This is a genomic window from Methanosarcinales archaeon, assembly GCA_014859725.1.
GTDB lineage: Archaea > Halobacteriota > Methanosarcinia > Methanosarcinales > Methanocomedenaceae > Kmv04.
In genome coordinates this window covers 1-12,837 of sequence record JACUTQ010000056.1, presented here as the reverse complement: position 1 = coordinate 12,837, position 12,837 = coordinate 1, and the positions used below count along the sequence as shown (strand labels likewise).

The following is a 12,837-nucleotide window of genomic DNA, read 5'->3' as shown; positions in this document are numbered from 1 at the left end:
TTATTTATAGAGGGAAAAAGAAGAATTTAAGTGAGAAACTGACGAAGATGGGTTTGAAGCGAAAATCACTCAAGAAAGAATAACAATAGGGAAGATCGCTATGCTTAGGGTTCACCGAAAAATAACTTATATAAATTAATCTCCGTTTGGTAAAATAGAATAATTCCATTTAGGATGTAAGGAATGGCATTCTATCCGCAATTTTGCCATATCTTCATCTGAGATTTTGACACCTTTATTATAATCCTTTTCATCCAATTGCGATGCCACAGTAAGACCTTTTTTTGTTTTTGTACCACTGATAAGTTTAATGATTGTTTCATAGCTAACGAGTGGTTTCCCTTTCCAATTAATGGTAATAAATGAAAACATGCAATGTTCTATCTTGTCCCATTTACTTGTCCCAGGAGGATAATGGCAAACTGTTATCGGTATTTTAATTTGGTTCACCAATTCTTGCAGGTGAAATTTCCAGCCTTTATTGCGACTTCCATTACTCCCCCCACCATCTGCACAAATCATCAACTTTTTTGCATTTTGATAATTTATTCTTCCAAACAGAATCCACCATTGCCTGATGCTTTCAACGGCAAATTCGGAGGTATCATAACTCATTCCAACATTTACCATTCCTTCATTTTTATTTATATCATAAATCCCATATGGTGTAGCCTTTCCTTTTCCAAGTGAAGGAAAATCATACACATTGACGTCTTTGGCCTGGCCTTTTTTTGTCCAAGTTCTTCTAGGGTTTTTGAATTCCCCTACGTTTTCTTTCTTTTTTGCATCAACTGATATCACTGGATAATCTTGACTTGTGAATTCTTTGGCTTGTTCATTTATATATCTAAACTGAGCGTCTCTTTCTGGTACTGAAGAACCTTCGATATTTTTCTTATTTGCCTGAAGTGAGTAATCGTTTTCTTTCAAAATACGTCCTACTGTATCTGGATCGATTTTATGTTCTAGCTTTCTCAGTTCATCTGCAATCTTATAAGTGGATTTATTTGTCCACTTTAGGAGACTCATTGGATCACCTGAAGTATTTTCATCCATAATATTTTCAAGATCAATAATGATTCTAGGATCTTTTTCTTCTACCTTTTTTCTTCCTCCGCCATGTGCTCGAAGTCTTTTTGGAAGTTCAAGTTTCTCTGAGGTTTTGATTTCTTTTATCCCTTTACTGATGGTTGAATGGGACATTCCTGTTAGTTCTCTCACTTTTGTAATTCCACCCCAACCAATTTCAAGTGCTATTGCACCGGCAAAACGTCTTGCTTGGACTTCATCTGCTCCTGAGAGCGCTTTTAACCACCATTTATACCGTTTGTTAGTATCCATGTCATCATATAGTACGGCTTACATGATATATTTTACTAATTTATTTTTCGGTAATGACAGAAAAAATTCATTTATATTGGTGGAAAATATGGAAGAGAGTTTTTTAATCACAGAATCGTGGGAAAAGGTGAAGAAAATAATAGATATTTCGGTTAATCTGGACAGATGACATAACAAGAATAAGCTGTTAAGCACGCTCTTCAACAGGCACATACTTCAGGTCCCTTGGCCCTACATACACAGCAAGCGGCCTGAATATCCTGTTATCTTCCAGGTATTCTATAACCCTAGCCACCCAGCCGGCAATTCGGCTGACGGCAAAGATAGGGGTGAACATTATTGTATCAATCCCCATACTGTAATATATTAGACCAGAATAAAAATCTACATTTGGGAAAACACCTTTATGACCCAGTCCTTCCACACCTTTTTTTCGATAGTATGGGCGATCTCGTATAGTCCTTGATTGTTTGTGATCCGGCTGATATCCTTTGCATATTGTTCGAGAATTATAGCTCTTGGATCATATGTCTTATACACCCTGTGGCCAAAACCCACTATCCTTAGATTCCTTGCTACCAGGTCTTCCACATAATATTCTGCCTCTTCTACAGAATGGAAATTCAGCAGCATCTTCAAGACTTCTTCATTTGCCCCTCCATGCAAGGGTCCTTTCAGTGCAGCGATTCCTGCTGTAATTGCCGAATGTATATCGCTCAAAGTAGCAGCTACAACCAGGCTCGCAAAGGTAGATGCGTTCATTCCATGATCTGCTTGAATTATGAGTGATACATCCATAACCTTCTCTTCCAGGGGATCTGCTCTTTCACCTTTAAGCATATACAGGAAATTAGCAGCATGGGAAAGGCCGGGGTCAGGGTAAATCGGTTCTTTATTATTCAGTATTCGTGATATGGCAGCTGTAAGCACAGGCATCTGGGCTATGAGTTTAATCCCTGCCTCTTGCTTGCTTTGAATATCTGCAGGGGTGAGGCAAAACTCATCAATACATTCCATATGCGATATTCCAGTTCTGAGCATGGACATGGGATGGCAGGTACACGGAAGCTGGGTTAATTTGTTTATTACTTCCTCTATTACATGTCTGTAGGAAATGAGCTTTTCATTGAAGGATGACAATTCTGCTTGATCTGGGAGTTTTCCATACAATAGCAGAAATACAGTCTCTTCATAGGTCGAGTGTTCTGCCAGTTCATTGATGTCATATCCCCGGTACTCCAGTTTTCCTGCCTGACCATCAATATATCCGATCTGGGTAACACTGGCAACAATATCCTGAAGTCCTCTGGAGAATTCTAGATTTTCCTTAGTTGTATCATCCATATCTAACTCCCCTCTAAATCAATATGTTAGAATACTACTTAATTCTTATTTATCATTAGCATTGGCACTATCCCTTATTCGTTTCTCATGCCGCCCCCTCTCCCCTTCACTCTGCCCTGGTGCCCGACCCGATCTGCTTAGCATAAATAACGATATATTCGCAGATGTAAAGCAGAATATGACAATCCTTGCACTCCGCATGAGCTACCATGTCATATTTCCATTGAATGGGGCTCAATGGCGATATTGCACCCGGTTTCGTGGCCAGCCTTATCTGGAAGATAATTATAATCCCGGTTATTTTTCAATTGATGTGAGAACTGGAAAAAGTAAGTTCAATCTAGTGGCATCCATAGAATTTCAAGATGCTCATAATATTGAATATTTTCGTAAATATGAACTTGACCGAATACAGGAGTTGCTGACCAACTCTGAAATAATTGATGAATTTGCATTAAAATTGGTACGGGCATCTGATTCGTTCCTTGTGCATCGAAACTCAACAAATTCAGCCTCAGTGATTGCAGGTTACCATTGGTTTTCTGATTGGGGCAGAGATGCTCTGATCTCGCTCCCAGGACTGACTCTTGTTACTAAGCGCTTTGAGGAGTTGGCAAGGCGCACCATGACTGGGTATGCCAAATTCTGGAATAAAGAAATCGGATGCCTGTATGATGTAATAGATGTAAATGGAGATCATGATGGGGCAGTGCGTCCTAACCAGATCATTGCCGTTTCGCTGCCCTTTTCTGTGCTGTCCCCAGATAAAGAAAAAAGCATTGTTGAAGTAGTACAAAGGGAACAGTTGACCCCATTTGGTCTACGTACCCTTTCTAAAGAACATCCGGAATACCAGGAGTATTATGCAGGAGATGCGTATTCCCGAGATAGTGCATATCATCAGGGTACAGTGTGGCCATGGCTGATTGGACCATTTGTGACTGCCATTTGTAGGGTAAATCACCATTCATCAGAAAGCCGTATCTTTGCAAAAGAAATGTTCCGGCCCCTGAACGAACATTTATCAGATGCAGGGATTGGCTCGATTTCTGAAATATTTGATGGGAATTATCCCCATGAACCCGGAGGGTGCATCTCCCAGTCCTGGAGTGTGGCAGAAATACTTCGTTCATATATCGAGGATATTCTATCTGAATAATTACCATTTTCATGGTAATTTTAGCAGACCTTTAGGAAGAAGATATATAGATTAAATGTAATAATAAATTAGGGGCAGATCAATGAGAATAATTACGTGCAGTTATTGCAGATTTTATGAACCAATCGATAAACTGAAAGGCGATTGCTTCGGAGTAATCGTAATGGCAAATAAACCTGCAGAAAAATGCCCAACATTCCAGCCAAAGTTCAGTGAATTTCTATTAGGTAATGATGGTTCAGATATCAATCCTCTATAGTTGTTAAATATATCCTGCAAAACCGGTTTTACATTTTAATTCATCTTCGTCAGTTTCTCACCTAAATTCGTCTTTTTCCCTCTGTTATAACTTCTTTTATATCAAATTTTAGGATATCAATCTTTATTAGTTCACATATTTTTTTAATTTTATGTCGAAGTTTATTCAGCATATAGATATAAAACTATAGTTTCAGCTTTTCATTTTCATAAAATCCTTTGACTGCATTTCCTTTGGATGAAATCAGATTGAAAAATCCGATTAAAAAGATTGTTGTTATCCTCGATAATTTCAGTTCGCACAGAGCAAAGGCAACTATCGATTATTCAAAGGAGATAGGAATTGAATTAACTATAATATTACATGGTTTAAATATTTGCTAAATAAAAATCTGCACTCCAATAATCATAACAAACGTAATCGAAAACACCATATAATCGCCAAATCCCAAAGTCTGCTTACCCACACATATCTGTGAATCTGCCGAATAAGCCCGGCACAGCATTGATTGGTACGTGCGCTCACCCTGCTCGTATGACCTTATGAATAGCGCACTGATAGAATGCCCGATCTGTTCAAGTATCCATCTGCGTGGAACGTTTTTGTTCCAGATATCAAAACACCTGGTCTTCTGGGCCGTCCTGATGCGCTTCAGCATTCCCCAGAATACAAACAGGTATCTCACCATCATGCTAAACAGCAAGGTAATCTCTGCCGGAAGCCCCAGCCGCCGTGCGCTTGATACCATATCCTGCATCTGGGTAGTGGATGATAACAGCACCACTGCCGTGACGCATACCATGAATTTGGAAAAAAGAATGCTTCCAAATAACAGTCCTTCTTCTGTTATAGTAATGTCAAGGGGCAGTAAATAGATAACAGTAAAGTCCTTGATGAATGGCTGCCTGATAAAAGGCTGCAGTACAGATATCCCCAGACCGAAAGGCAGTGCAATAGCTATCCTGGCTGCGGCATAGACCGGATTCAACCTGGCAACGATCAAGAGAGTTACAAGATACAACCACACAATACCCAGCCGTTCAATGGTATTAATATCAAGCCTGGGGAGACTGACCGCATAAATAATCACTACCAGTGTCATGATAATCTTGATGCGCCCATCCATGTTATGGAGCAAGCTTGATTTGTAAGCCTCACGTTCGATATCTGTAAGGGTGATGTGCATGCTACCGGCCTGCTGCTTTTAATATTTCACTTTTTGCCCCGTCAATGGTAAGTTCCACTTCCACATCAAGGTCAGCCGCCCTTAGCTGCTCCATTAACTGGGCTACCAATGGAAGTCTCAAATGTGTTTTCGCTATAAGATCCGGACGGCTGAATATCTCTGCAGGTGTTCCTTCTCCTATGATCTTGCCAGCAGATAATACACATATCCTTTGGGCAAAATCGGGAACAAGATCAACTTCATGGGTGGCAATAATTATTGTAATACCGAGATTACTGTTCATTTTCATTATAAGCCGCATAAGCCTGGCTGCCGCTCCCGGATCAAGGCCAGTGGTAGGTTCATCCAATATAAGGACCTCTGGTTTCATAGCCAGGATACCTGCAATGGCCACGCGCTTCTTCTCTCCACCGCTTAGATGGTGTGGAGCTCTGTCCTCATAACCTGTAAGCCGTACCATCTCAAGTGCTCTCTTTACTCTGCGTTTAATTTCTTTTTCTGGTAGTCCAAGGTTCATGGGTCCGAAAGCTACATCCTGGGCTACTGTGGGTGAGAAGATCTGGTCATCAGGGTCCTGGAATACTACACCAACTGTCCTGCGCACTTCCTTGATGTTGGTTTTATCGATGGACTTCCCCTTAATAAGCACCTCTCCGGAAGCGGGTTTCAATATCCCGTTCAAATGTTTGAACAATGTGGATTTCCCAGCCCCGTTGGCACCAAGCAGCACTATTCTCTCCCCAGATCTTACGCAAAAATCGATACCGTTCAAGGCTTTGGTTGAACTGCTGTGGTAACCATGCACCAGGTTCCTTGTTTCTATAATATAGGGTGTACCCCAATCCCTATCTTGTGACACCCAGCCGTTCTCATTTTCAGTCCCTTTTCCAGTCACATTTTCCTCAAGATCCATGATACGGACATCCTGTTTTGTCCTAATTAACTTTGCAAGCAGAAGACCTACTCCTAATAAAATCAATGTTCCTATAGCTACCGCTCCTACCTCTCCGGCCCGCCCCAGGCCAGGTATGGAATAATCAGCCATGGGTGCACTGTACTGGATGGAAGTTTCCAGGTTAGCTGCCTGTTCCTCTCCCATGATGTGTATCATGGCTTGCTCCAGTCCGTCCGGATTTGTGGATGCTATATATGGAGCTGCAATAGCTAAAATAAATACAATGGCTATACCTATCAACTGCATGTTTTTTGATAATGGTTTTCGTTGTTCCAACTTCATTATATCTGGTCGGGATACCATAATTGATTTTACAACAATGGCTGTTATGAATCCCTCCCCTACCAAACCGATGACTGCATGGAATGTACCCATAACCACGAGTGCTTCAACCAATGGAAATGCCCCTGCAAGAAATATTTGAAACGTTGCTACAATCGCAGAAAGAAACAGACCCACCCAGGCCCCGGCAAATGAGGCCTTTACAGTACCCAGCCTGCCTTCCAGCCAGCGGTATGTATAATATCCGGACCAGCTGCTTACCAGTCCCATATTAAATATGTTGGCTCCCAGTGTGGTAATTCCGCCGTCATAGAACACGAACGCCTGTACTACCAGGACAAGTGTGATCAATAGTAGCCCAGCATAGGGGGAACCCAGGATGATAGCAGCCAGCACAGCCCCTACCATATGCCCGCTGGTACCCATTCCAATAGGCAGATTAATGGCCTGGATGGCAAATATCCCGGCTGCCAGCACTGCCAGCAGTGGCGTTTTCATCTCGTCCAGTTCCTGCCTGGCCCATTTAAGGGAAAGATACACAGGCGGCAGCACAAGTAACCAATATATAATGTACTGCGGGAATGGAATAAGTCCGTCTGGTATGTGCAAGTATTGTTACTCCTGTGAGGTTCATATTAAACAAATATAAATAGTATCGCCATTTATGTTATCAATTATATATATTGTAACACATAATGATTGTTAGTGTGATTTGACGATATAATAAGATTTTGGTCATAAGGGTAATACATAAATAAGACTGTACCAGTTAGATTGCGCCCGGTGTGCTCTTATCGAGGACTGCCACGGCGGCTGCAGATCCAGGGCTAATGATGTGGATCCCTATGATTATATCAATGGTCTATTTAATTCCGGCCATGAAAAGAGTATAATGTGACAGAGATTATTAACGTATTAAATGATTTTGCCATCATCTTTGGGCTATCAGTAGTAATTGTCTTCTTATTTCATAAATTGCGCATAGTTCCTATTGTGGGATATCTTATTACCGGTGTGCTGATCGGTCCTTCTGTTTTGGGGCTGGTAAATGATCAGGTTTTGATCGAACTGTTTGCCGAGATTGGTGTTATTTTGCTCTTATTCACCATCGGGATTGAATTTTCTTTGAAAGAACTCATTAAATCCAGACGATTGGTAATTATGGGGGGAGGTTTGCAGGTTTCACTTACAACGGCAGTCGTTACTGTTATTGCAATGGCAGCAGGACAACCTCTGGGTCTGGCAATCTTTCTTGGATTTATGGTAGCCCTGAGCAGTACAGCCATAGTGCTTAAGATCCTGTCAGAAAGAGGTGAAGTGGAAAGTCCTTATGGCAAGGTCTCAATAAGCATTTTGATCTTTCAGGATCTGAGTATAATCTTAATGATCTTACTGGTCCCGGTCCTTGCCGGGACTGCAGGGACGTCATTCAAGGGAATGGTGCTCTCTTTTATGACAGCCATATTTGTGATCGGTCTGGTGCTGGTGGCTGGAAGGTTCCTGGTACCTGCCGTATTATACCAGCTTGTTAAGACCCGGAACAGGGAACTGTTTCTCCTGGGAATAGTAGTGATCTGTCTGGGCACGGCTATGCTGACATCGTTGGCAGGGCTTTCTCTTGCCATCGGTGCGTTTCTCGTTGGATTGATTATCTCAGAATCGGAATTCTCCCATCAGGCATTGAGTGAAATCCTGCCCCTGAGAGATATCTTCAACAGTCTGTTCTTTATTTCCATAGGTATGCTCCTGGATATGAGATTTGTACTGGATAATGTTCCAATTATTCTTCTGGTGGTCTTCTCTATTATTGTTATTAAATTCATATTGAGCTTCTCTACTTCAGCTCTGTTGGGATATCCCATGCATACTGCTATTTTGGTAGGACTTGCTCTTGCCCAGATCGGTGAGTTCTCATTTGTGCTCTCATTAATCGGTTTGCAGACAGGACTGCTTGATAATGGAATCTATCAGTTGTTCCTGGCTTCTGCTATCCTGACTATGATGAACACACCCTTTATGATCCAGTCCGGGCCATCCATTGAAGAGAGGATTTCCCGAATGAACCTACCATTTTTTAGCAATAGAATTGAGGAAACTCACCCGGATGTTGCACTTGAAAACCATGTGGTCATTGCAGGTTATGGCATGAACGGACGAAATCTTTCAAGGGTCCTATCTACAATAAAAATTCCTTATATAGTGGTTGAGATGAACCCGGAGACGGTAATTTCTGAAAAAAGCAAAGGTACACCGATAATTTATGGTGATGCTTCAAAGGAAGAAGTCCTCAAACAGACAAATATAAACAAAGCCAGGGTGATGGTAGTGGCAATATCTGATGCCGCACATACCAGGATGATGGTTGAAACGGCACGAAAACTCAATCCTGCCATCTATATAATAGCACGTATACGCTATATCAGTGAATTGAAAGAACTGTATAAGCTGGGTGCTGATGAGGTCATTCCCGAGGAGTTCGAAACGTCCATTGAAATATTTTCCCGGGTACTTTCAAAGTATCTTATCCCCATGGATGAGATCCAGAAGAACGTGGAAATTGTACGCATGGACGGTTATGAGATGTTCAGGGACATTTATCATAAACCCAGGTCCATTGATGACCTTAAAAATCACTTAACCGATATTGAGATTGAGACATTGAGTGTCAAATCCGGATCAGCAGTAGCAGGTAAGACACTGGCTGAACTTGAACTCAGAAAAAAATGCGGATTTACTGCTCTTGCCATTAAGAGAGGAAATGAAATTATCAATAATCCCCAGGGAGAAGAAAAACTCAATGAAGACGATGTTGTTTTCCTCATGGGACACAGAGAAAGGCTCTTTGAAATAATCCCGCTTTTCTCCTCAGAGAAATAAATTACCGCCCGTACTTGCCCATGATCTCCCCCCCGGGCCGCTGTAACCAATCTTGGCAAAGTCATTCTTTCCCTGAAGCGAGCCGTCATCCAGAGTATTATTCTTAGCCACTCCTGATGGAAGTCCGCCACTTCGGGCTGGTATATTATAGATCACCCAGTGGACGAATGTTCTGCCTGGTGCATCCGGATCGTCCATTATAAGAGCCATGGATGCAGTGCCAGCAGGGACTCCTTCCCATGAAATGGCAGGAGATATGTCATCCCCATCACAGGTATATGTAGATGATAAAGTGGCTCCATCCTCGAATACATCTGAATAAATGGATAACGTTTCCATTATGATTTCCTCCTCAATGGTTTCATCATCAATTGGAGTTTCTTTTTCAATCAGGATGTTTTCCTGAGATACACAACCCGAAAAAAACATGAGTATCAGCAATAATAAAAAACCCTCATGATAGAAATCCTCCCATTTCCTAAAAATCAAATAATAAAATATATCAATAGGTTTACCACATGCTCAGTTTCTTCATGATTTAAAAAATTGCGGGAGGAGAATATTTATTTACCCCACTCCCCTACCCGCTATTTCTTGATCGTCTACTTTTTTGGTATTTACTACTAACAGATTTAAATTATATAAGCACTCTTCATGTTTATTTAATTTTTAATGCATTAAATAGTGCAAAAATGTTTAATAAGCTTCATAATACTTCATATTTAAAAAATAAACCTAAATATTAAGTGTTTTGGTTCATTATTGTGATTTGGTCGAGGAATTGAAAATATATATCCAGAAGCAGGACTCTTATCTAAGATGCGGGAAATAGGAATGAAAACTTAGCAAGCAGAGTAATTAATAGATAACTGTTATTTTTATAGAATGTCTGACCTTCTCACTCTCAGATAATCTGCTGGATTTCTCAGCCAGATGAATCTGGTCTTACTAAACAATTTATTGGTAAAAAAAAGTGCGTGGTTATACCACGCTTTTAATCTTACCTACTACGATGAGGTCCTCGGTCTAAATACTTATGTTCATATTCATTTGGTATACAGTCTGGATTTGGACAGTCTGGATTTGGACAGTCCGGATTTGGACAGTCTGGATTTGGACAATCAGCAACAGCAATTCCTGTAGAACCCAACACTAACGCAAGGACCAGCAGTATACCCAAAATTGTTCTTATTTTCATACTTTTTCACCTCCAATCATATTTTGAAAGACTTGTATGGACTAATAAAATGTTCAATTAAATAAACATAGTTACTGTTTTTAAAATATTAAAAACTCTATAAAAGTTCATAACCTTTTATAATGCTAAATAATAGTTCATTATCATTCAAAATCAAAAAAAAAGCATTTTTTTACATTATTTATAGATTATTTCATTAGAATAATCCAAACTATGGAAGCAGAGGATGGAAAAAAAGATTTATAATAATTTATAATTTATTTCTTATTCTCTCTACCACAGCTTCAACCTGCTCCACTGCTGTCCCTATATATTTTTCCGGGTCCATGATCTCTTCAATTTCCTCCGGACTGATATATTGGGTCACCTCAACCTTTGACATCAACACATCCTTCATATGCCTACCTGTTTCGTGGGCCTCCATGGCACACACCCTCACGATCTCGTGGGCCTCCTGCCTGCCCACACCCCGTTTGGCCAGTTCGATCATCACAGCTTCGCCCATATTAAGACCATTCAACAGATTCAGGTTGCGCTTGATGTTCTCGGGATAGAACCTCAGATTCGTGACAATACCTTCTGTAAGCTTCAGGATATGATCAGTCAGTACACAGGTCTCAGGGAAGATGATCCTCTCACTTGAACTATTGGTCAAATCCCGCTCATCCCACAAGGTATTATTGAGCAGTTCAGGTTCTACCATTCCCCTGATAATTCGGGCCAGTCCGCATACCTGCTCGCTCTTAATGGGATTGCGCTTGTGGGGCATTGTGGACGAACCCACCTGTTTTTTACCGAAACTCTCTTCCACTTCAGCGATCTCGCTGCGCTGGAGACTGCGCAATTCCACACATATCTTATCAAGAGTGGTGGCAGTATTGGCCATCCACATAACAAATTCAGCATGCCGATCCCGCTGTATGATCTGGGTGGAGACCTCTACGCTTCCCAGGTCCAGATATTCCATTACCCTGCGCTGGATCTCAATTCCATCCTGCCCGAAAGCAGCCTGTGTACCCACGGCACCGGTCATTTGACCTACCGCTGCACGCGGTTCAAGTTCGTCCAGCCGGATTAGATGCCGGTCCATTTCGCTGGCCCACACTGCAAAACGCAGACCGTAAGTTGTAGGTACACCGATCTGGCCGTGGGTCCTGCCCACGCATACGGTGTTTTTATGCTCCTCAGCTTTATTAACCAAAGCGTCCCTGACAGAAATGGCTTTTTGGCGCAACAATTTGATGCTGTCCCTGATCTGCAGAGCCACCTGTGTATCCAGGATATCATTTGAGGTGGCACCGAAATGTACCCATTTCTCAGCATCCCCGCACTGTTCGGACAGAGCCAGTACCACTGCCATCATATCATGGTTGATCTCGTCTTCTATCTCATTGACCCTTCCAAGTTTGACGCTATTTATGCTTTCAGCTATTTTCTTAGCCGCTTTTATCGGTATCATGCCAACATCTGCTTCTGCTTTTGCCAGTGCAGCTTCAACCTGGAGAAGTTTATTAAGTTTTGATTCTTCACTCCAGACATACTTCATCTCAGGAGTACCGTAACGATATTCGATTGGATGGATTGCCATTTTTCAAGATCACCTTGTATGCGAATAATGCGGTTAACTTACATAAATGATGTTTATTAATTGAATAAGAATATATGAAATATTGGGGTGTGTCACAATTTAGGATACTTAATGGAAAATAAAAAAATTGCTCCCAATTCCATTGATGATCAGCTAATCCTTCCAACATTGCAGGAGTCTCAGTTTTAGTATAATTTTTCACATGTTTTTTTTGTTCGTTTCCCAATCTCATAAGCAACGATGAGATACGCCCCTCTCGTTATGACCTGACTTTGACAGATAAATAATAATATTGTCCTTAGCATGTTTGTTATTAATGACATACCAAACGAAACTAAGGACAGATGAAATAATCCCAAATGAGAATATATGCTTTCCTATTGGAACCATTCTTGCTGTAAAAAACAAATATGAAAAATTAACCTTTTCAGGTGTTTTTGAGAAATACAAAAAGAAAGGAAGAGACCTAAACTCTCTCATCCAAGCTCTTCTAAGTTACAAGCTGACAGAAAATCTCAGCATAAGTAAGGCCAGTGGATGGATAAATCGAGGTGAAGTCCTTGAAACCTTTAACCTTAAGACCTTCGAAGAACGGACACTCTTCAGAACACTCGAAACCATAGGAAAGAACAGGGAAGAAATAATTTC

General features: G+C 41.1%; 12 protein-coding genes. 4 read left to right on the top strand and 8 right to left on the bottom strand.

The window, feature by feature from the left end; all coding sequences use genetic code 11:
- Positions 1 to 135: 135 nt before the first annotated feature.
- The 3 genes from IBX40_06385 to IBX40_06375 form a co-directional block, all read right to left on the bottom strand.
- On the bottom strand, positions 136 to 1,341 hold the full coding sequence (locus IBX40_06385) for an ISAzo13 family transposase (GenBank protein ID MBE0523941.1): 1,206 nt from the start codon (positions 1,339 to 1,341) through the stop codon (positions 136 to 138).
- 187 nt (positions 1,342 to 1,528) lie between these two features.
- Positions 1,529 to 1,765 carry a hypothetical protein gene (locus tag IBX40_06380; protein ID MBE0523940.1) on the bottom strand — a complete coding sequence of 79 codons (237 nt, stop codon included), beginning with the start codon at positions 1,763 to 1,765 and terminating at the stop codon, positions 1,529 to 1,531.
- Positions 1,726 to 2,685: a citrate/2-methylcitrate synthase gene (locus tag IBX40_06375; protein MBE0523939.1), complete on the bottom strand. Its 960-nt coding sequence runs from the start codon at positions 2,683 to 2,685 to the stop codon at positions 1,726 to 1,728. The genes IBX40_06380 and IBX40_06375 overlap by 40 nt, the downstream gene beginning before the upstream one ends.
- 178 nt (positions 2,686 to 2,863) lie before the next feature.
- Here IBX40_06375 and IBX40_06370 point away from each other — a divergent pair, with 178 nt between their 5' ends.
- Positions 2,864 to 3,844: a hypothetical protein gene (locus IBX40_06370; GenBank protein ID MBE0523938.1), complete on the top strand. Its 981-nt coding sequence runs from the start codon at positions 2,864 to 2,866 to the stop codon at positions 3,842 to 3,844.
- An 82-nt stretch (positions 3,845 to 3,926) separates the two neighbouring features.
- On the top strand, positions 3,927 to 4,103 hold the full coding sequence (locus tag IBX40_06365) for a hypothetical protein (protein MBE0523937.1): 177 nt from the start codon (positions 3,927 to 3,929) through the stop codon (positions 4,101 to 4,103).
- Positions 4,104 to 4,482: 379 nt separating this feature from the next.
- On the opposite strand, the gene cbiQ is transcribed toward IBX40_06365, so the two are convergent.
- Positions 4,483 to 5,289, bottom strand: a complete 807-nt coding sequence (cbiQ, locus tag IBX40_06360) for a cobalt ECF transporter T component CbiQ (protein MBE0523936.1) — start codon at positions 5,287 to 5,289, stop codon at positions 4,483 to 4,485.
- A 1-nt stretch (position 5,290) separates the two neighbouring features.
- Positions 5,291 to 7,135 (bottom strand): cobalt transporter CbiM, encoded by a 1,845-nt coding sequence (cbiM, locus tag IBX40_06355; GenBank protein ID MBE0523935.1) that lies wholly within the window; start codon positions 7,133 to 7,135, stop codon positions 5,291 to 5,293.
- A 294-nt stretch (positions 7,136 to 7,429) separates the two neighbouring features.
- Here cbiM and IBX40_06350 point away from each other — a divergent pair, with 294 nt between their 5' ends.
- Positions 7,430 to 9,403, top strand: a complete 1,974-nt coding sequence (locus tag IBX40_06350) for a cation:proton antiporter (GenBank protein MBE0523934.1) — start codon at positions 7,430 to 7,432, stop codon at positions 9,401 to 9,403.
- On the opposite strand, the gene IBX40_06345 is transcribed toward IBX40_06350, so the two are convergent.
- The 3 genes from IBX40_06345 to IBX40_06335 form a co-directional block, all read right to left on the bottom strand.
- On the bottom strand, positions 9,392 to 9,742 hold the full coding sequence (locus IBX40_06345; GenBank protein ID MBE0523933.1) for a YbhB/YbcL family Raf kinase inhibitor-like protein: 351 nt from the start codon (positions 9,740 to 9,742) through the stop codon (positions 9,392 to 9,394). The genes IBX40_06350 and IBX40_06345 overlap by 12 nt on opposite strands.
- Positions 9,743 to 10,403: 661 nt before the next feature.
- On the bottom strand, positions 10,404 to 10,601 hold the full coding sequence (locus IBX40_06340) for a hypothetical protein (protein MBE0523932.1): 198 nt from the start codon (positions 10,599 to 10,601) through the stop codon (positions 10,404 to 10,406).
- Positions 10,602 to 10,851: 250 nt separating this feature from the next.
- A complete protein-coding gene (locus IBX40_06335; GenBank protein ID MBE0523931.1) occupies positions 10,852 to 12,189 on the bottom strand; it encodes an adenylosuccinate lyase in 1,338 nt (445 codons plus the stop codon).
- Between the two features lie 316 nt (positions 12,190 to 12,505).
- On the opposite strand from IBX40_06335, the gene IBX40_06330 reads away from it, so the two are divergent.
- A partial coding sequence (locus tag IBX40_06330) for an IS1634 family transposase (GenBank protein MBE0523930.1) occupies positions 12,506 to 12,837 on the top strand: 332 nt, incomplete at its 3' end.